Source organism: Nocardia sp. NPDC051929 (genome assembly GCF_044548645.1).
Lineage (GTDB): Bacteria > Actinomycetota > Actinomycetes > Mycobacteriales > Mycobacteriaceae > Nocardia > Nocardia sichangensis.
The window spans coordinates 71217-91341 of record NZ_JBIUCG010000008.1; the positions used below are offsets into that span (position 1 = coordinate 71217).

Genomic DNA, 20125 nt, shown 5'->3' on the forward strand with positions numbered 1-20125 from the left:
CCGATCAGCGGACGGCGCGCGGACGGCGGCGCGGGAAACGCAGCGTCACCGGTTGCGGGTCCGAGAGGGGCAACTCGCCGCGCGGCGGCAGGAAGAGGCAGGCCGCTCCGCCGATCACGAGCAGCAACGCCGCGATCAGGCTGGCCGTGAAGCTCGCCGCGCCCATGTCCGCGGGCTTGTGGAAGAGGTGGTAAAGGGAATGGGGGACACCGAAGGTGAGCCAGCCGACGCCCCCGATCCGGGCCGCCGTGGTTCGGTTGACCGCGAGCGCCGCGATCGTCACCGCTGTCAGCGCCAGGAAGAAGGCACCCACGTCGGCCGCCAGATGGTGGTTGTAAGGGCCGTCCGCCGCCACCCACTTGGCGCCGAACCCCGGAAAACTGGTGTACCAGGAATGCGGCGCGAACGTGGCCCAAAGGCCGACGATCGCTCCTTGTACCGCCAAGACGGCCAGCACGATCCGCGTCAGCAGCAGGCGGCGGTACTGCTCGAACCGCATCCGGACCCGCAGGCCCTCGGAGGTCCCCTCCACCGATATCCGCATCGGCCGCTCCGTTCTCGCCGAATCCGTTCCGGCTCCGTGCAGTCACGGTAGAACGGGCGTCCGGCGCGGGCAATAGTGAGTCAGGCCAACAACGAGTCGGCGCCCGGATCGGTGCGCAGCCGCTCGGGGACGGTGTAGACGTTCATCGTGTCGCCGCGGAGGAAGCCGATCAGACTCAGTCCGGCGTCGGCGGCGAGATCGACGGCCAGCGAACTCGGCGCCGAGACCGCGCCGAGCATCGGGATTCCGCCCATGACGGCTTTCTGCACCAGTTCGAACGACGCGCGCCCGCTCACGATCAGCACCAGATCATGGGCGGGCACCCTGGATTCGCGCAGTGCCCAGCCGATCACCTTGTCCACCGCGTTGTGCCTGCCGATGTCCTCGCGCACCGCCAGCGCTTGCCCGTCGGTGGTGAACAGGCCCGCCGCATGCAAGCCGCCGGTGGCTTCGAACACCGATTGGCGGTCACGCAGCATGCCGGGCATCGCGGCCAGTACCCGGGTGTCCACCACCGGGCCTGCGGCGGGCAGAGGGAATCGGGTGCGCTTGCGGACCTCGTCCAGGGCGGTCTTTCCGCACAGTCCGCAGGCTCCGGTGGTGAGGAACGAGCGGGTCGACACCGGCACGGGGGTGCGCAGGGTGACGTCGAGGACGTTATACGTGTTGTGGCCCTGGTCGTCGGTGCCCGCGCAGTAGCGGGCCGCCACGATGTCCTCGGCGGAACCGATGACGTCTTCGCTCAGCAGGAATCCGTGCACCAGGTCGATGTCGTTGCCGGGGGTGCGCATGGTGACCGTCAGCGACTGCCCGTCGATGCGGATCTCGAGCGGTTCTTCGACGGCCAAGGTGTCCGGGCGCTGGATCTGCCCGCTGGGCGAGATCCGGCGCATCCGGCGGCGAGCGGTGACGCGGCTCATGCCGTGTTCCCTTCGGCGCGAGCACTGTCCTGCGGCCGGACCCGGCTGGTCATGCCTTGCTCGCCTCGAAACGAATGGTGACCGCTTTGGAGACTGGCGTGTTCGATCGTTTCGCGACGTGGTCCAGTGGCACCAGGGGATTGGTCTCGGGGTAGTAGGCGGCGGCGTTGCCGCGCGGTGTGGGGTAGGAGACCAGGCGGAAGCCTTCGACGCGGCGTTCGGTGCCGTCGGTCCACTCGGAGACGATGTCGACCAGATCGCCGTCGCGGAAACCGAACGCGGTGATGTCCTCGGGGTGGACCAGCACCACTTTGCGGCCGTTGTGGATGCCGCGGTAGCGGTCGTCCAGGCCGTAGATGGTGGTGTTGTACTGGTCGTGACTGCGCAGGGTTTGCAGGATCAGTCTGCCCGCGGGGACCGGCAGCCAGGTCAGCTCGTTGACCGCGAAGTTGGCCTTGCCGGTGGCGGTGCGGAATTCGCGGGCGTCGCGCGGCGGATGCGGTAGCTGGAAGCCGCCCCGGCCGCGAACTTTCGCGTTGTAGTCGGCGCAGCCGGGCACGACGCGGGCGATGGCGTCGCGGATGCTGTCGTAGTCACGGGCGAAGCGCGCCCACGGCACCGGGTGGTCGGGGCCCAGGACTGCCCGGGCGAGTTCGCAGACGATGGCGACTTCACTGCGCAACTGGTCGCTGACCGGCCGCAACCGTCCGGTGGACAGGTGCACCATCGACATCGAGTCCTCCACCGAGACTTGATTCTTGGCGCCGTCCGGGGCCAGGTCGAGGTCGGTGCGCCCGAGCGTCGGCAGGATGAGCGCGGTACGGCCGTGCACGACGTGGCTGCGGTTGAGTTTGGTGGAGACCTGCACGGTGAGCGCGCAGTCGCGCAGCGCGGCTTCGGTCACGGCGGTGTCGGGGGTGGCGGAGACGAAGTTGCCGCCCATGCCGATGAAGACTTTCGCCTGTCCGTCGCGCATGGCGCGGATGGCGGCGACGGTGTCGAGGCCGTGCTCGCGCGGGCTGCTGATGCCGAATTCGCGGTCGAGGGCGTCGAGGAAGGTGTCGGGCATCTTCTCCCAGATGCCCATGGTGCGGTCGCCCTGCACATTCGAGTGACCGCGCACGGGGCACACACCCGCGCCCGGTTTGCCGATCATGCCGCGCAACAGCAGCAGATTGGTGGCCTCCTCGATGGTGGCCACCGCATGGGCCTGCTGGGTCAGGCCCATGGCCCAGCACAGGATGATGTTGCGCGAGCGGGCGAACAGCTCGGCGGTGTGCTCGAGTTCGGCCGCGGTGAGACCCGTCGCTTCCAGTACGGTGTCGAGATCGACCGTGCGCGCGTGCTTTTCGTATTCGGCGTAGCCCGCGCAGTGGGCGTCGACGAACGCCCGGTCGACCACCGTGCCCGGTGCGCGGTCCTCCGCTTCCAGCAGCAGGCGGCCGAGCGCCTGGAACAGGGCCAGGTCACCGCCGAGGCGGATCTGCAGGAAGTCGTCGGCGATCGGCACGCCGGTGGTGACGCCCTTGATCGTCTGCGGGTCGCGGAAGCCGAGCAGCCCGGTCTCGGGCAGGGGGTTCACCGCGACGATCCGGGTGCCGTTCGCCTTGGCCGCGGCCAGCGCGCTGAGCATCCGGGGATGATTGGTGCCCGGATTCTGTCCCGCGACGACGATCAGGTCGGCCTTGGCGAAGTCGTCGATGGAGACCGAGCCCTTGCCGATCCCGATCGAGCTCGACAGCGCCGCGCCGGAGGACTCGTGGCACATGTTGGAGCAGTCCGGCAGATTGTTGGTGCCGTAGCTGCGCACCAGCAGCTGATAGAGGAACGCGGTCTCGTTGCTGGTGCGGCCGGAGGTGTAGAACACCGCCTCGTCCGGGGAGTCCAGCCCGCGTAGCGTGTCGGCGATCAAACGGTAGGCGTCGTCCCAGGCGATCGGCCGGTAGTGGGTGTCTCCGGGACGCAGCACCATCGGGTGGGTCAGCCTGCCCTGCTGGCCGAGCCAATAGCCGGATTTGTCGCTCAGGTCCGCCACCGAGTGGGTGGCGAAGAACTCGGGAGTCACCGTGCGCAGCGTGGCTTCCTCGGCGACGGCCTTCGCGCCGTTCTCGCAGAACTCGGCGGGCCTGCGATGGCCGCTCGGCTCCGGCCAGGCGCAGCCCGGGCAGTCGAAGCCGTGCACCTGATTGACCCGGGCCAGGGTGCGCGCCGTGCGGATGACGCCCATCTCCTCGATCGAGCGTTTCAACGCCACCGCCACGGCGGTGACGCCCGCGGCCTGCTCTTCGGGCGGGGTCACCGTCAGCTCGGACTCGTCGATGTCGCGGCTCGGTCCGTTTCGGTGCATGTCGCCATTGTGCTCCCCGCGCGATCCGGGCTCGACTCGACCGGTTGATCGGCCGTCCCCGGCGCGAGGCCGATGAGCCGGGCGCGAAGCCGTCCGGTACGCGGCCGTGGTGCGGCCTGGCCTCGGCCGTGCGAGGGGCCGACCCGGAGCCCGGTTCCGCGAGCGCGGCGGCTCGGCGAGCCGTTCACGCTGTGCGGCGCCCTGGTGCGAGGCAGCCGCGAGCGCCGGGGTCATGACATGCTCGAACGGTGGTCGGCGCCGGTCCGGGTGCCCGATGCCGTGCGTGTGCGGGCGCGGCGACGCTGTTCGAGTACCCGGGCGCCGGTGCTGGCAGGCGAACTTGTCACCGCGGCCACTTTGCCAGGCGCCCTCGGCGGCTACGAACGGCGGCGCGCTCCCGCGATATCCGCCGTGCCCGTGCGCTGCTCGTCGCCTCGGTAGGTGAGGACCCGCTCGCTGATGCGGACCCGCCAGCCGGGCGGGAGCTCGGTCGGGGACGTGCTGATCCTGGTCCACTGGTCGGTGCCGGGACCGGCGATGAAGGTGCCGGAGGTAGCGGCGGCGTCCCGGATGTACACCTTGCCGCCGTCCACCGACACATAGGCGTGGACCCGCGAGACATGCCGATCGCGCTGGATGACGATCGGAGTGGCGGCGGCGGTGCGGACCGCCTCGTCCACCTGCGGTCCGCGCCCGATGACGTAGGCGCGGTCCAACGGGTAGGCCGCCCCCTCTTCGGTGACCAGCGCACCGACGGCGTCTCCGGACAGCGCCGCCGGGCTCATGGCTCGCGTTCCGCCGTTCTCGGGCGCTTTGCGCAGGGCGACCGGTTCGCGCGCGGGCTGCACCTGGGACCACGCCGGCGGTCGGTCCGGGACCGGCCGGGGCGGACGCGGTTTGGCAAAGGGGCGGACCGACTCGTTCGGCCTGGGTGTCGCTGGTGCGAGGGCGTCGGCGGCGCTGGTCTGCCGAGGGATCGGCGTTGCCTGTGCGGCGGCGTCGGACGCGCCGGTCGGTCGCGGAGCGGGCGATGCTTGCGCGACGGCGTCGGACGCGCCGGTCGGTTCCGGCATCGCCGCGAAACCGGCCGCCGCCGTCGCCTCGGGCTCGGCCTGCGCGGAAGGCTCGGACGTGCGTGGTTCGGCGGCTTTTCCGGTGCGTCGTACCGCGGCGTGCAGCACGAAGCCGCCGCCGGGGACCACGCCGGCGCGCAGGTCGGTGCGAGGCAAGGCGGTCGGCGGCTCGCCGGTGTCCGCGCCGATCGTGATGCGGCGCACCGGTTCGCGCACGATCTCGTCCACCCAAGTGAACGCACGCCCGCCGTCGAGGCGGCGGGTGCCCTCGGCGCCTTGGATCTCCGCGGTGACCGGTCCGCGCAACAGGATCAGCACGCCGTCCGCGGTGGGGGCGACCACACCGAACGGCGGCGGTTGGACGGTGCTGCCGAAGATCACCGCGGCCAAGCGTTGCGCCAGCGCGGCGCCGGGATGCTCGCCTTCGGCCACGGCTTCGATGGTGCCGAGTATTCGGTCCGTGGAGGTCGTTTCGGCCCCGAGGTAGGCGACGACCGCACCGAAACGGGCGACGAGTCCGTCGCCCGGTGCGACACCCACGGTGGACGGTTTTCTGCGCACCCGCGCCCTCCTTCCCGGCGCACTACCGGCATACCGAAGCCAGCATAGAGCGTCGGCGACAACCGAACCGGGGTCTGCGCGCATCGCGAAGCGGACAGTGCGAACGTCTCGCCGTGTCATCGGATTCTCGAATCACGCTCTGTCGGGCGGGTTCTCGCGAGCGGTCGCCGTCAAGCTTCGCAAGGCTGTGAGCTGCGTGTTGTGGTGTTTTCCGCAGCAAGCGGCGTTCGGCGGCCTGCTCCGTCCCGCCGGATCGGCCTCTTCGCGGCAGCTCCGGACGCGCATGGACTTGCGCCGCTCACCCGAACGGCGTTCGTCCCTCGTTATGCTCGGCTCATGAGCGCAGCAGCCGTCAGCCGCAGGGCCCGCCCGGCCAAAGCTCCGCTGAGCCGCGAGGTGATCGTCGAGACCGGCCTGCGCATCCTGGACCGGGATGGAGCGGCGGCGCTGACCATGCGCCGGGTCGCACAGGACTTGGACACCGGCGCCGCCTCGCTGTACGTATACGTCGCCAATCGCGACGATCTGATGGCCGCCATGCTCGACCATGTCCTCGGTTCCGTCCCCGAGCCCGCCGGGGCGAGCTGGCGCGAGCGGCTCACCGAGCTGGTCGATGCCACGGTGGCGGCGATGAGCAGGCACGAAGGGCTGGCGCTCGTCGCGCTCGGTGTGATTCCGAGCAGTCCGAACGCCCTGCGGCTGGTGGAGCTGATGCTCGGTGCGCTCACCGAGGCGGGACTGGACGAGCTGACCGCGTCGTGGGCGGTGGACCTGCTGTTCCTGCACATCACCGCGTCGGCGTCCGAACAGAGTGCGCACCGCATCGGGGGCGGCAGCGAGCAGGAGTACCTCGCCGCGATCGAGCGGCGCTTCGCCGAACTGCCCGCCGACCGCTATCCGACCGTCGTGGCCATGCGGGAGGCTCTGCTGGCGGGCGGCGGTGCGGCGCGCGCGGCCTGGGCCGTGCAAGTGCTGCTCAACGGCATCCTCGCCACGCGGGCGCAGTGAAATTCGCTGGCTTATGTCGTGGGGGCGGACCGACAATGGGCCGGTGATCCGACCCGCGACATTCCGAGACCTCCCCGTGCTCCAGGACATCGAGCGCGCGACGGGTGAGCCGTTCGCGCGAATCGGGATGACGACCGTGGCCGACGACGAACCGCCCTCGCTGGCGACTCTGCGACAGTTCCAGCAGGCCGGGCGGGCCTGGGTGTGGACCGACGACGACCTGCCGATCGGCTACCTCGTCGCGGCAGTGGTCGACGGGAACGCCCACATCGAGCAGGTCTCGGTGCGCCCGGATCACGCCCGGCGCCGGATCGGCAAGCGCTTGCTCGACCAGGCCGCCCGATGGGCCGCCGTCGCGGGCCTACCCGCGATGACGCTGACGACGTTCACCGAGGTGCCGTGGAACGGGCCGTATTACGAGCGGCTCGGCTTCCGGTACCTGTCGGCGGGGGAGGAGACGCCGGGGCTGGTCGCGCTGCGCGCCGCCGAGCAGGCCCACGGCCTCGACCGCTGGCCGCGCGCGTGCATGCGCGCGGAACTGTCCGCATGGTCGATGGACTGAGCCGCCCGGACGCGTCGTGCCGTCAGGCGAGGGCGCGTACGGCCGCGGGCGCCGCGGCGGCCCGATCTTCGGCGATCAGGCCGATGCGCGTGCGCCGATCCAGCAGGTCGTCGGCCTCCAGCGCGCCCTCGTGGGACACCGCGAACGCGAATTCGGCTCCGAGTACGTCGATTCCGGGCGCGACCGGCTCGGCGAGGGCAGGATCACGGCGCGCGGCGGCCAGCACGGCGTCCGCCTCACCGCCGTAGCGTTCGATCAGCACCGGCGGCGCGTCGATGCGGTCGCGCGCCGCTCCGGAGACCGCGCCTACCAGTGGTAGCCGCCGGGTGCGGCACGGTGCCGCGGCGAGACCGTTGTGCGTGACGGCGGCGTCGATCACGTCCTCGGCCATCTTGCGGTAGGTGGTGAGTTTGCCTCCCACGATGGTGACGATCCCGCTCGGGGAACGCAGCACCGCGTGTTTGCGCGAGATGTCGGCGGTGCTGTCGTCGGCGGTCTCCAGCAGTGGGCGCAACCCGGCGTAGGAGCCGCGAATATCGGCGCGGGTCAGCGGCTCGCGCAGGGCGGGATTGATGGTCTCGAGCAGGAAATCGATCTCGCCGTCGGTGGCCTTCGGCTCGTCGGGAACCGGGCCCGGCGCGTCCTCGTCGGTCAACCCCAGGTACACCCGGCCGTGCGCGGCGGGGAAGGCGAAGACGAAGCGGCCGATGCTGCCGGGCACCGGTACGGTGAGCGCCGCGGACAGGCCGCCGAAGGACGCGGCGGAGAACACCAGGTGGGTGCCGCGGCTCGGGCGCAGCCGGATGCTCGGATCCACCTGATCGGCCCAGACTCCGGTGGCGTTCACCACGGCGCGCGGCCGCACCGCCAGGGTCTCGCCGGTGCGTGTGTCACGCAGGGTCGCCGAATTCCCGGTCACGTCGATCGCTTCGACGCGGGTCAGAATGCGCGCGCCGTTGGCCCCCGCGGTGCGCGCCAGTGCGACGACCAAGCGCGCGTCGTCGACCAGCTGTCCGTCCCATGCCTGCAGCCCGCCGCGCAGGTCCGCGCGGCGCACGGTCGGTGCGAGCCGTACCGCCTCCGCGGCGGCGACGTGCCGGGACCGGGGCAGCAGCGCCGCGGGGGTGCCCGCACCACGCCGCAACAGATCACCCGCCAGGAAACCGGCGCGCACCAGTGCGGCTTGCGTCGTGCCGATATTCGGCAGCAGCGGGACCAGTTGGGGCAGCGGGCGCACCAGATGTGGCGCCGTGGTGCGCATGAGAATGCCGCGCTCCGAGGCGCTTTCGTGGGCGATGCCGACGCGGCCGCTCGCGAGATAGCGCAGGCCGCCGTGCACCAGCTTGGAACTCCAGCGGCTGGTGCCGAAGGCCAGGTCGTGGCGTTCCACCAGCACGGTGCTCAGCCCGCGGGCCGCGGCGTCCAGCGCCGCGCCCGCGCCGGTGACGCCACCGCCGATCACCAGCACGTCGACCTCGGCGCCGTCGCCGAGCCGCGACAGATCCGCCGCACGGCGGGCGGCGTTCAACGCGGAGTCCCCGGTGTGCCCCGGATCAGTGCTCATCACAATGCCTTTCGGTTACGGCGAGAAGGGTGCGAAGACGGCTCATCGCGCTTGTCTCCGGTCGGTGTCCTCGGTCGTCTCCCGGGCGTGGTCGTCCAGGTACCCGTCGATCGCGCGACGGAGTTCGGCGTCGAGATGCTCGCCCGACAGCAGCGGCGCGACGGTGCCCGCCGATTGCACCGCGGATTGGGCGATCAGCAGCAGCATCGTGGCCATCCGTTCCGGGTCGCCCCCGCGAATGGAGCCGTCCCGCTGGCCGTCGCGGATACCCGCCGCGAACAGCTCGATCAGAGCGCGCTGGTTGCGCCCCAGCCTGCCGAAGACGTAGGTGAGCATCAGATCGGTGTCGGTACGGAAGATCTTGCCGAACAAGGGATTCGACCGGACCGTCGCCGCTCCCGCGACCACGCCCTCGACCAGCCTGACGCGCGCGCTGCCCGCCGACGGCATGGTCGCCGCCACGATCCCGCGCAGCTCGCGGACCAGCAGCTCGGCCACCAGCGCGCCGGTGTCCGGCCAGCGGCGGTAGACGGTCGGCCTGCTGACGCCCGCTCGCCGCGCCACTTCGGTGAGGGTGGTGCGGCGCACGCCGAATTCCTCCACGCACGCGCGAGCGGCGTCGAGGATCGCCAGGTCGGTCGCCGAGAGGCGCTCGGCGGAGTCGTCAGGAGCGGTCAAGGTGTCACCACCGGGGGTTGATCGGCCGACGGCTGGCGTCGACCAGGGGAATGGTCCGAACCTTCGTTACTGCTTGACAGTATATGTCAAACTGTAACGCATGGTGGAGACACGGCAGCACTCCGCGGGCGATTCGGCTTCCGCGGCAAAGACCGGCGTGAGCGGGTCGGCGGCGAGTATGGTCTGGGATGCCTGGGGAATCCCGGCTGGGCACCAGCCACTTTCGGAGCGGATCCGTGGTCTGCTGACGCAGGTGTTCGGGGTGTCCGGCGATCCGGTGGCGCGCCGCGATGAGGGCGACGTGCCACTGCGCGAATCGGCGTTGACGCCCGCGCGGCGGGCCGGGTTGGTCGAGGTGGTCGGTTCCGGGAACGTGTCGGCCGACCACCGCGATCGGTTGCGGCACGCAGGGGGGAAGAGCACACCCGATCTACTGCGCCGCCGGGCCGAGGGCCCGCAGGACGCGCCGGACGCCGTCGTCTTCCCCGCCGACCACGACGAGGTGCTCGCCGTGCTCGCCTACTGCGCGGCGAACGCCGTCGCGGTGGTGCCGTTCGGCGGCGGCACCAGCGTGGTCGGCGGCGTCGAACCCGTGCGCGGTCGCTTCGACGCCGTGATCGCCCTGGATCTGCGCAGGCTGGACACGATCACCGCGATCGATCCGATCAGCGGCACCGCCACACTGGGCGCGGGACTCACCGGCCCGCGCGCGGAGGAACTGCTCGGCGGGCACGGCTTCTCCCTCGGCCACTTCCCGCAGAGCTTCGAGTTCGCCACCATCGGCGGCTTCGCGGCGACGCGATCCTCTGGCCAGGCTTCGGCGGGCTACGGCCGTTTCGACGACATGGTGCAGCGGCTCGAGATCGCCACGCCCAGTGGCACGCTCGTCCTCGGGCGCGCCCCCGCCTCGGCGGCGGGCCCGGATCTGCGTGAGCTGTTCGTCGGATCGGAGGGCACGCTCGGCGTGATCACCGCGGTCACCTTGCGCGTGCACCCGGTCCCGGAAACCGTCGCCTATCAGGCGTGGTCGTTTCCCGATTTCGCGACCGGCGCCGCAGCGTTGCGCGCGGTGGTGCAGGAGGGTGCGGCGCCGACCGTGCTCCGGCTGTCCGACGAGGCGGAGACCGGGATCAACCTCGCCCGCTCCGGCGATATCGGCGGCAACCCGGTGGCCGGATGTCTGGCCGTCACCACCTACGAGGGCAGTGCCGCGCACGTCGCCGCGCGCAGCGCCGAGGCGGGTGCACTGCTGGCCGCGGCGGGCGGCTCGGCCCTGGGCGAGGCAGCGGCCAGGGAATGGGAGCACGGTCGTTTCGCCGCGCCGTACCTGCGCGACGCGCTCCTGGATGTCGGGGTGCTCTGTGAAACGCTGGAAACCGCCACCACTTGGTCGAATCTGAGCGCGCTGAAGGAGAAGGTGACCGGGGCGCTGACCGATTCGCTCAGTGCGCAGGGGACGCCCCCGCTGGTCATGTGCCACATCTCGCACACCTACCCGACCGGTGCGTCGCTGTACTTCACCGTCGTCGCCAAGCAGTTGGACGACCCGCTGGCGCAGTGGCAGGCCGCCAAACGCGCCGCGGGCGACGCCATCGTCGCGGCGGGCGGCACCATCACCCACCACCACGCGGTGGGCACCGACCACCGCCCCTGGTTGCCGGACGAAGTGGGTGACCTCGGCGTGCGCGTCCTGCGCGCGGTGAAGGCCGAACTCGATCCGGCCGGCATCCTCAATCCGGGAAAGCTGGTGCCGTGACCGAATATTCGCCGGTACGCAAGGTCACCGTGGTGACCAACCCGCGGTCCGGGCACGGTAAGAGCGGCGCGGCGGCGAGCGCCGCGATCGCCCGTCTCCGCGCGGGCGGCGCCGAGGTCGCCGAGGTGTGCGCGCCCTCGGCCGCCGAAACGGTTCGGCAGGTGCGAGATGTCATCGCGGGCGACGCGCCGCCCGATGCCGTGGTCTGCGTCGGCGGCGACGGCTTGATCAACCTGACCCTTCAGGCCGTCGCGGAGACCGGCGTCCCGCTCGGCATGGTTCCCGCGGGCACCGGCAACGACCTGGCCAGGGAACTCGGTGTGCCGACCGACGACCCGCTCGCCGCCGCCGCGCTCGTGCTGCGCGGGCGGACCAGGACGATCGATCTCGGCCGGATCGAGTCGCCCGGCGCGCCGATGTGGTTCGCCACGGTGACCGGCACCGGATTCGACGCGCGAGTCACGCTGCGCGCCAATGAGATGCGCTGGCCGAAAGGCAGGCTGCGCTATACCGTCGCCGCGCTGGCCGAGATCTCCGGGCGCTTCACCGTTCCTTACCGCGTCGAGTTGGTGGACGCGGTGACCGACGGGCTCACCAACCCCGGCATGGGCTCGCTGCTGGAGACCGAGGCGGTCATGGTCGCGGTCGGCAACACCCGCACCTACGGCGGCGGCATGTTGATCTGCCCGGACGCGATCATGGACGACGGACTGCTCGACTTGACCGTGGTCGGCGCGCTGTCGCGGCGGGAGATGCTGCGCTTGCTGCCCGCGCTGTCGGCGGGGAAACGCCAGAATCACCCGGAGGTCAAGCAGTTCCGCGCCGCGGCCGTCACGTTGACCGCCGCGGGCGCGCCCGCCACGGCCGACGGCGAACCGGCGGGCACCCTGCCGCTCACCATCAGGGCCGTCCCGGCGGCACTGACCGTCCTGGTGCCCTGAGGCGCACCGAGGCGGCGGTTTCGCCGGTCAGGCGAAGGTCACGCACCCAAGGCGGTCGACGGCCGCGCGGTCGACGATGACGACCGACCGGGAACCGCGGGCCGCGGGTTCCGTCGCCACCACGCTCATCAATCGCCGCCAGCCGCGCACGTGCAGCCGGAAGGCCACGTGATTGATCCGTCGTCCGCGGCTGTGCTGGCCCGCCCTGGCCACCGGCGCGGGCACATCGAGCAGGAGCAGGTGCAATTCACGTCCCGCCGCCCAGCGCGCGATCAGAACGCGCGCCCACCGGAAGGTGGCGCAGTCGTGGATGACGACCGGGCCGTCGACCTCACGCAGCGCGGCGCGAACAGCGACGAAGTGCGCCACGTGCACCACCGGACGCCACAGCAGGTAGGGCAGCCACCAGAGTCTGGGCCGCCAGCGATTGCGCGCCTGCATCGAGTCGAGCACCAGCACCCCGGCGGGACTGTGCGACGGTGCGGTGGCCGCCGCGTCGGCGCCGAAGAATTTGCGCAAGGCGGTGCTCTTACCCGCGCCGGGGACGCCCGCGACGATCAGCGCCGCCGCGGCGGGGTATCGAATCTCCGCGACCGCGCGACCGCGTAGATCGTGCAGCGCATCCGGGACCAGGATCGGCGGTCGCGGTTCGGGGGCGTGCCCGGGCACGGCTTCCAGCGGGGGGTTCACCTCTCCCAGCGTCCGCAGCCGAGACGGGTTCGGCATCCGGGAAAACCCCCGTTTTTCTTGGTGATTCGCCGAGTGAGATGCGCGTGGGGTGTTCACCCTTCCCAGAGTCCCGAGGTTTCGTCCTTTCGGCAATACTGGACATTTCGGACACTATCGGTTCATGTGGGTTTCCGGCCCGCCGACCGCGCGCGAAGATGCATTCGTTCACCCTGGGACCCGAAAAGGCTGAGAATTTCCACCGGTCCCCGGCCCGCGCTACCGAACCAATGCGGTTGGCGGGTGTCGAATTCCGCGGCCTCGCCGGGGCCGAGCACCAGATCGTGTTCGCCCAGCACCAGCCGGAGTCGTCCGGACAGGACGTAGAGCCACTCGAAACCCTCGTGCACCTTCGGGTCGGGCTCACCACGCTCGGGCGGGATGATGATCTTGAACGCCTGCAACGGCCCCGGCTGCCGGGTCAGCGGAAGAATGCTGAGCCCGTTCATCTTCCGTGCCGTCGTGTGGACCCGAGGGTCGGCGATCCGCGGTGCGGCCACCAGTTCGTCCAACGGCACCTGGTGGGCCATCGCGATCGGCAGCAGCAGTTCCAGGCTGGCTTTTCGCTGGCCGGACTCGAGCCGCGACAGCGTGCTCTTGGAGATCCCGGTGCTTTCCGCCAGCGCGGTGAGCGTGACGTTGCGTCGAGTCCGCAGCGCTTTGAGTCGCGGACCGATGTCGGCGAGGGCTTGGGCGACGCCTGGTGGTGTGGACATGTCACCAGTGCACCGCGTCGTCCCGGATTTGGCAACAATAGTTGCTGATATGCGCCGAGCCACGGCACTGTGTCGGTGGAGGTGATCGCGGATGAGCGAGACATATGACGTGGTGATCGTGGGTGGCGGTGCGGCGGGGTTGTCCGCGGCGTTGGTCCTGGCCCGGGCGCGGCGGCGGGTCGCGGTGGTCGGAGGCGGCGCGCCGCGCAACGCGCCCGCCGAGCACATGCACGGGTTCCTGTCCCGGGACGGGATGCCACCCGCGCAGTTGCTGGCGGCCGGAGCCGAGGAGGCGGCGGGCTACGGCGCAAAGGTGATCTCCGATGTCGTCGTCGGCGCGGAACGGGTGGGTGAGTCGGAGTTCGTGCTGCGGCCGCGGGGCGGTGCGACGCTGCGGGCGCGCCGCCTGCTGGTCGCGACCGGGCTGCGCGACGAACTGCCGCGGCTGCCCGGAGTGCGCGAACGATGGGGGCGCGACGTGCTGCACTGCCCTTATTGCCACGGCTACGAGGTGCGTGACCAGCCGCTCGGCGTGCTCGGCGGGCGGGAACCCGGCGCATCGGCGCGGGCGGTGCACTTGGCCCTGCTGCTGCCGCAGTGGTCGGACGACGTCATTTTCTTCCCGAACACGATGCCACTGTCAGACGACGACCGCGCTCGCTTGGACGCGCGCGGCGTGCGGGTGCTCGACGGCGAGGTCGCCCGGTTCGTGGTGCAGGACCGGCTGCGCGGTGTGGAGCTGGCCGACGGGCGAGCGGTGCCGAGGACGGCGATGTTCGTCGCGCCGACCTTCCGCGCCAACGACGACGTGCTGGTGGCGCTCGGGTGTGCGTTCGACGACAGCGGCTGGGTGGTGACGGACGCCACCGGGCGCACCAGCGTGGCGGGCGTATGGGCCGCCGGTAATGTGAGCGATCCGGCTGCGCAGGTGATCTCCGCGGCGGGCGCGGGCTCGACCGCCGCGATCGCGATCAACGGCGACTTGGTGTCGGCCGACGTCACCGTGCCGGCCCGATAAGGGGAATATCCGGGGTAGAAAATGCCGGAAGCTGAGAATTGCTTATGGATTCCGAGTCCGGCCTCGGATCGCCGGTAAGCTACTGGCATAGGCGGAGTGTTCGGTGTCCCTCATCCACCGAAGACTCCGCCTTTCTTTGTCTCCGTCGCGAAATACCGCTCCGCGCGATTCGTCCGGAGCGCCCCGCGGGCCGATATCCCGCCCGATTTCCGCAGCGCTGCCGCCCGGCGGATCCGCGGGTAGCGGCGAGCCGGGTCGACCGACCCGAAGTCGGCGCGGCGACGCGCTCTAGAATCGCGGGGTGACCAGCGCAGCCCCTGACAACACGCGTAATCGTGCCGATGCCCTCCCCAAGAGCTGGACTCCCAGCGAGGTGGAGGCCGAGATGTACGAGCGCTGGGTAGCCGCTGGCTATTTCACCGCCGACACCGGCAGCGGCAAGCCGCCCTACTCGATCGTGCTGCCGCCGCCGAACGTCACCGGCACGCTGCACATGGGCCACGCGCTCGACCACACCCTGATGGACACGCTGTCGCGCCGCAAGCGGATGCAGGGGTACGAGGTGCTCTGGCTGCCCGGCATGGACCACGCGGGCATCGCCACCCAGACCGTGGTGGAGAAGCAGCTCGCGGTGGACGGCAAGACGAAGGAAGACTTCGGCCGCGAACTGTTCGTGCAGAAGGTCTGGGATTGGAAGCGGGAATCCGGCGGCGCCATCCAGTGGCAGATGCGCGCGCTCGGTGACGGCGTCGACTGGAGCCGGGACCGCTTCACGATGGACGAAGGCCTGTCGCGCGCCGTGCAGACGATGTTCAAGCGGCTCTACGACGCGGGCCTGATCTACCGCGCCGAGCGGCTGGTGAACTGGTCGCCCGAATTGCGCACCGCGATCTCCGACATCGAGGTCAAGTACGAGGACGTGGAAGGCGAGCTGGTCTCGCTGCGCTACGGCTCGCTCCGCGACGACGAACCGCACGTCGTCGTCGCCACCACCCGGGTGGAGACCATGCTCGGCGACACGGCGGTGGCCGTGCATCCGGAGGACCCGCGCTACCGGGCGCTGATCGGCACGACCCTGGAGCATCCGATCACCGGACGGCAGATCCCGATCATCGCCGACGACTACGTCGATCCCGAATTCGGCTCCGGCGCGGTGAAGATCACACCGGCGCACGACCCCAACGACTTCGAGATGGGTCTGCGGCACGGGCTGCCGATGCCGACGATCATGGACGAGCGCGGCCGGATCACCGGCACCGGAACCGAATTCGACGGCATGGACCGCTTCGAGGCCCGCGTCAAGGTGCGCGAGCGGCTCACGCGAGAAGGCCGCGTGGTCGCCGAGAAGCGGCCGTACCTGCACTCCGTGGGGCACTCCGAGCGCACCGGCGAGCCGATCGAGCCGCGCCTGTCCATGCAGTGGTGGGTGAAGGTCGAGTCGCTGGCCAAGGCCGCAGGCGACGCCGTGCGCAGCGGCGACACCGTGATCCACCCCAAGAGCCAGGAGCCGCGCTGGTTCGGCTGGGTCGACGACATGCACGACTGGTGCATCTCGCGTCAGCTGTGGTGGGGCCACCGCATCCCGATCTGGTACGGCCCCGAGGGCGAAGTGGTGTGCGTCGGGCCCGACGAGCAGGCGCCCGAGGGCTGGGTGCAGGACCCGGACGTCCTCGACACCTGGTTCTCCTCCGGCCTGTGGCCGTTCTCCACGATGGGCTGGCCGCACGCCACCGCCGAACTCGAGAAGTTCTATCCCACAAGCGTGCTCGTCACCGGCTACGACATCCTGTTCTTCTGGGTGGCGCGGATGATGATGTTCGGCACCTACGTCGCCGAGGACGCCGTGCTGACCACGGGCAAGGGCGGCGCGCGGCAGGTGCCGTTCAAGGACGTGTTCCTGCACGGCCTGATCCGCGACCAGTTCGGCAAGAAGATGTCCAAGTCGCGCGGCAACGGCATCGACCCGCTGGACTGGATCAACGCCTTCGGCGCCGACGCCACGCGCTTCACCCTCGCACGCGGCGCGCAGCCCGGCGGCGACCTCTCGGTCGGCGAGCCGCATGTGCTCGCCTCGCGCAGTTTCGTGACCAAGGTGTTCAATGCGACGAAGTTCGCGCTGATGAACGGCGCGCGGGTAGGCGACCTGCCCGATCGCGCACAGCTCACCGACGCCGATCGCTGGATCCTGGACCGGCTGGACGCGGTGCGCGCCGAAGCGGACGCCGCGTTCGACGCCTACGAGTTCGGCAAGGCGTGCGAGGCGCTCTACCACTTCGCCTGGGACGAGCTGTGCGACTGGTACCTCGAGCTGGCCAAGGTGCAGTTCGCCGCCGACGGCGCGCGGGCGGAAGCGACCCGGTTGGTGCTCGGTACCGTGCTCGACGCGGTGCTGCGCCTGCTGCACCCCGTCGTGCCGTTCGTCACCGAGGCGTTGTGGCAGGCGCTGACCGGCGGCGAGTCGATCGTGATCGCGCCGTGGCCGCAGGCCTCCGGGGTGCCCGTTGACCAGGAGGCGGCGCAACGTATCTCCGACACTCAGCGGTTGATCACGGAGATCCGGCGGTTCCGCAGCGACCAGGGCTTGGCGGACAAGCAGAAGGTCGCGGCCAAGCTGATCGGGGTCGGCGAGGCGGGGCTCGGCGAGCAGGCGGCGTCGGTCGCCAACCTGGCGCGGCTCACCGAGCCGGACGCGGGCTTCGCCGCGACCGCGTCGGTGGAGGTCCGCCTGAGCGCCGGGACGGTCACCGTGGAGCTGGACACCTCGGGCGCGGTCGACCTGGACGCCGAGCGCCGCAGGCTGGAGAAGGATCTGGCCGCCGCGCAGAAGGAACTCCATGGCACCGCCGCCAAGCTCGGCAACGAGGCGTTCTTGGCCAAGGCGCCCGACCACGTGGTCGAGAAGATCCGCGGCAGGCAGCAGGTCGCCGCGGACGAGGTGGCGCGCATCGGGGCCCGACTGGCGGAGTTGAGCGGCAAGTGAACCACGAGCCGGAACCGCAATACGGCGACGACGAGGGCCGTGGCGGCGGAGCGCGGCTCGGCTCCGGTCCGTCGCCGGTGGAACTGGCCGAGATGGCGCTGGTCGAGGCGGAACTCGACCAGCGCTGGCCGGAGACCAAGATCGAACCGTCGCTCACCAGGATCGCCACGCTGATGGATCTGCTCGGCTCGCCGCAGCAGAACTATCCGGCGATCCACATCGCGGGCACCAACGGCAAGACCTCGGTGACCAGGATGATCGACGCGCTGCTCACCGCACTGCATCGGCGCACCGGCCGGATCACCAGTCCGCATCTGCAGCTGGCCACCGAGCGGATCAGCATCGACAACGCGCCGATCACCCCGGCGAGGTATGTGGAGATCTATCGCGAACTGCTGCCGTTCGTCGAGATGATCGACAAGCAGTCGGCGGCCGCGGGCGGGCCCGCGATGAGCAAGTTCGAGGTGCTCACCGGCATGGCCTACGCCGCCTTCGCCGAGGCGCCGGTCGATGTCGCGGTCGTCGAGACGGGAATGGGCGGCACCTGGGACGCCACCAACGTCATCGACGGGCAGGTGGCGGTGATCACGCCGATCGGCCTGGACCACACCGATTACCTGGGTCCGGACCTGGCCTCGATCGCGGGGGAGAAGGCCGGGATCATCAAGCGCGCCCCGGAGAGCCTGGTGCCGCGCGACAACGTCGCGGTGATCGCGCAGCAGGAACCCGAGGCGATGGAGGTGCTGCTGCGCCGTGCCGTCGAGGTGGACGCCGCGGTCGCGCGCGAGGGCTCGGAGTTCCGCGTGCTCGCCCGGCAGATCGCGGTGGGCGGGCAGCAACTCGAGTTGCAGGGCCTGGGCGGGGTGTACGACGAGATCTTCCTGCCGTTGCACGGCGAGCATCAAGCGCGCAACGCGGTGCTCGCGCTCGCGGCGGTGGAGGCTTTCTTCGGTGCGGGCGCGCAGCGCAGGCTCGACATCGACGCCGTGCGCGCGGGCTTCGCGAGCGTCATCAGTCCCGGGCGGATGGAGCGGATGCGCAGCGCGCCCACCATCTTCATCGACGCCGCGCACAATCCGGCGGGCGCGCGGGCGCTGGCCGCGGCGCTGACCGACGAATTCGACTTCCGCAAGTTGGTCGGCGTGGTCGCGGTGCTCGGTGACAAGGACGCCGACGGCATCCTCACCGCGCTGGAGCCGGTGTTCGACGAGATCGTCGTCACCAGCAACGGGTCGCCCCGCGCGCTGGACGTGGAGACCCTCGCCGACCTCGCGGTCCAGCGGTTCGGCGACGAGCGCGTGGTATCCGCCGCCACCCTGCCCGACGCGCTGGAGACCGCGATCGCGATCGCCGAGGAAGTGGGCGACGCGGGCGAGATGGTGTCCGGCGCGGGAGTGATCATCACGGGATCGGTCGTCACAGCGGGCGCGGCTCGCGCGCTGTTCGGAAAGGACCCGGCGTGAGCGGCAGGTGCGTGCACCGCGGCCCACTGGACCATCGTGGGACCGGGAACCACCGCATGAGCGCCGGTCACCGCACGAGCCCGGCGGATGCCGAGGAGGGCACAGCATGAGCGAACCGGCCGAACGAGACGAGCAGTCGGTGCCCGCGCCCGCGACCGACCCGTGGAAGGGCTTCCGCGGGGTGATGGCGGGCACGCTGGTGCTCGAGGCGATCGTGGTGTTGCTCGCGTTGCCGGTGGTTGCCGACGTCGGCGGCGGCGTGACCTGGTTGTCCGGCACCTATCTCGTGGTGCTCGCGGTGGTGATGTTCCTCGGGGCCGGGTTGCAGCGGCGGTCCTGGGCGCTGCCGTTCAACCTCGGGTTGCAGGTCCTGGTGCTGCTCGGCGCGTTCATCCATGTGTCCATCGGCGTCATCGGTGTGGTGTTCGCCGTGGTCTGGGGCTTCATCCTGGTGCTGCGCGCCGACGTGCGCGGCCGGATGGAGAAAGGGCTGCTGCCGAGCCAGCGCATCCAGCGGTCGTAGCCGCAGGGCCGCCAAGGACGCTGCCGGTCGCACTTTTTCCGGCGGAGGTCTCCCTGCCGAGCGCCCGGGAAGCCGATCAGCCCGACCGCTGGTGCGGTGCCCGGAAGTATGCCGGATAGGCTGTGCGCCGTGACTGAGCAGACGTTGGTACTCATCAAGCCGGACGGTGTGGCCCGTGGCCTTGTCGGCGAGGTGCTGGCACGGATCGAGCGCAAGGGCCTGAAGATCGTCGCCCTGGAGCTGAAGCACGTGTCGGAGGAACTGGCCAAGGGCCACTACGCCGAGCACGCCGAGAAGCCGTTCTTCGGGTCCCTGATCGAGTTCATCACCTCGGGCCCGGTCGTCGCGGCCATCTTGGAGGGCCCGCGCGCCATCGCCGCGTTCCGCCAGATCGCCGGCGGCACCGACCCGGTCGAAAAGGCCGTGCCCGGCAGCATTCGCGGAGACTTCGCTCTGGAGACCCAGGAGAACCTGGTCCACGGCTCCGATTCACCCGAATCGGCCAAGCGGGAGATCGCCCTCTGGTTCCCCGAACTGCCCGCCTGACCGAGTCTCGATCGTCGTGCCCGCGCCGCCGCGAGACCCGCGTTCGCGCCGCGGGCGGGACCGAGTCGAGCGCCGATGGCGAACGCCCGGCGCGCGGTATGGGATACTGGCATCGGCTGCTTTCGACGCCGACTGTTCGTGCAGGTGCGCGAACGAAACGTGACGAGGGCAGCCGGATGACACCACGGTTCGATGCCGA

At 70.7% G+C, this 20125-nt stretch carries 17 protein-coding genes; 9 read left to right on the forward strand and 8 right to left on the reverse strand.

From position 1 onward, the window contains the following. Positions 1-4: 4 nt before the first annotated feature. The 4 genes from ACIHAX_RS12060 to ACIHAX_RS12075 form a co-directional block, all read right to left on the reverse strand. Positions 5-544, reverse strand: coding sequence for a hypothetical protein (locus ACIHAX_RS12060; RefSeq protein WP_397277247.1), 540 nt, complete (start codon positions 542-544; stop codon positions 5-7). Positions 545-624: 80 nt separating this feature from the next. Further along, positions 625-1464 (reverse strand): formate dehydrogenase accessory sulfurtransferase FdhD, encoded by an 840-nt coding sequence (fdhD, locus tag ACIHAX_RS12065; protein WP_397277249.1) that lies wholly within the window; start codon positions 1462-1464, stop codon positions 625-627. A gap of 49 nt (positions 1465-1513) precedes the next feature. Next, positions 1514-3811, reverse strand: a complete 2298-nt coding sequence (locus ACIHAX_RS12070; protein WP_364431932.1) for an FdhF/YdeP family oxidoreductase — start codon at positions 3809-3811, stop codon at positions 1514-1516. Between the two features lie 377 nt (positions 3812-4188). Further along, positions 4189-5445, reverse strand: coding sequence for an FHA domain-containing protein (locus tag ACIHAX_RS12075; protein ID WP_356966507.1), 1257 nt, complete (start codon positions 5443-5445; stop codon positions 4189-4191). A 336-nt stretch (positions 5446-5781) separates the two neighbouring features. Here ACIHAX_RS12075 and ACIHAX_RS12080 point away from each other — a divergent pair, with 336 nt between their 5' ends. Beyond that, positions 5782-6453, forward strand: coding sequence for a TetR/AcrR family transcriptional regulator C-terminal domain-containing protein (locus ACIHAX_RS12080; RefSeq protein WP_364431939.1), 672 nt, complete (start codon positions 5782-5784; stop codon positions 6451-6453). A gap of 43 nt (positions 6454-6496) precedes the next feature. Then, the gene (locus ACIHAX_RS12085) at positions 6497-7015 is read left to right on the forward strand and encodes a GNAT family N-acetyltransferase (RefSeq protein ID WP_364431942.1); all 519 of its coding nucleotides are present in this window, start codon (positions 6497-6499) and stop codon (positions 7013-7015) included. Between the two features lie 22 nt (positions 7016-7037). Here ACIHAX_RS12085 and ACIHAX_RS12090 read toward each other — a convergent pair whose 3' ends face one another. Further along, a complete protein-coding gene (locus ACIHAX_RS12090; protein ID WP_397277253.1) occupies positions 7038-8579 on the reverse strand; it encodes a glycerol-3-phosphate dehydrogenase/oxidase in 1542 nt (513 codons plus the stop codon). A gap of 42 nt (positions 8580-8621) precedes the next feature. Next, complete coding sequence (locus tag ACIHAX_RS12095; protein ID WP_397277255.1) at positions 8622-9257, reverse strand: TetR/AcrR family transcriptional regulator; 636 nt, start codon at positions 9255-9257, stop codon at positions 8622-8624. Between the two features lie 178 nt (positions 9258-9435). Between ACIHAX_RS12095 and ACIHAX_RS12100 the strand changes: the two genes are divergently transcribed. Both ACIHAX_RS12100 and ACIHAX_RS12105 read left to right on the forward strand, forming a co-directional pair. Next, the gene (locus tag ACIHAX_RS12100) at positions 9436-11013 is read left to right on the forward strand and encodes an FAD-binding oxidoreductase (RefSeq protein ID WP_364432099.1); all 1578 of its coding nucleotides are present in this window, start codon (positions 9436-9438) and stop codon (positions 11011-11013) included. After that, positions 11010-11954, forward strand: a complete 945-nt coding sequence (locus tag ACIHAX_RS12105) for a diacylglycerol kinase (RefSeq protein ID WP_364431951.1) — start codon at positions 11010-11012, stop codon at positions 11952-11954. Before ACIHAX_RS12100 ends, ACIHAX_RS12105 begins: the two co-directional genes overlap by 4 nt. 27 nt (positions 11955-11981) lie before the next feature. Here ACIHAX_RS12105 and ACIHAX_RS12110 read toward each other — a convergent pair whose 3' ends face one another. Continuing rightward, on the reverse strand, positions 11982-12680 hold the full coding sequence (locus ACIHAX_RS12110; RefSeq protein ID WP_355072276.1) for a hypothetical protein: 699 nt from the start codon (positions 12678-12680) through the stop codon (positions 11982-11984). A 122-nt stretch (positions 12681-12802) separates the two neighbouring features. After that, positions 12803-13396, reverse strand: a complete 594-nt coding sequence (locus ACIHAX_RS12115; protein WP_355072278.1) for an XRE family transcriptional regulator — start codon at positions 13394-13396, stop codon at positions 12803-12805. Positions 13397-13487: 91 nt separating this feature from the next. Between ACIHAX_RS12115 and ACIHAX_RS12120 the strand changes: the two genes are divergently transcribed. The 5 genes from ACIHAX_RS12120 (at position 13488) to ndk (ending at position 19926) form a co-directional block, all read left to right on the forward strand. Next, positions 13488-14414, forward strand: coding sequence for an NAD(P)/FAD-dependent oxidoreductase (locus ACIHAX_RS12120; RefSeq protein ID WP_364431956.1), 927 nt, complete (start codon positions 13488-13490; stop codon positions 14412-14414). 301 nt (positions 14415-14715) lie between these two features. After that, positions 14716-17394: a valine--tRNA ligase gene (locus ACIHAX_RS12125; protein ID WP_355072282.1), complete on the forward strand. Its 2679-nt coding sequence runs from the start codon at positions 14716-14718 to the stop codon at positions 17392-17394. 92 nt (positions 17395-17486) lie between these two features. Continuing rightward, complete coding sequence (locus ACIHAX_RS12130; RefSeq protein WP_397277463.1) at positions 17487-18857, forward strand: bifunctional folylpolyglutamate synthase/dihydrofolate synthase; 1371 nt, start codon at positions 17487-17489, stop codon at positions 18855-18857. 106 nt (positions 18858-18963) lie between these two features. Continuing rightward, complete coding sequence (locus ACIHAX_RS12135) at positions 18964-19380, forward strand: DUF4233 domain-containing protein (protein WP_355072284.1); 417 nt, start codon at positions 18964-18966, stop codon at positions 19378-19380. Positions 19381-19509: 129 nt separating this feature from the next. Beyond that, a complete protein-coding gene (gene ndk, locus ACIHAX_RS12140; RefSeq protein ID WP_355072286.1) occupies positions 19510-19926 on the forward strand; it encodes a nucleoside-diphosphate kinase in 417 nt (138 codons plus the stop codon). The last annotated feature ends 199 nt before the right edge of the window (positions 19927-20125 follow it).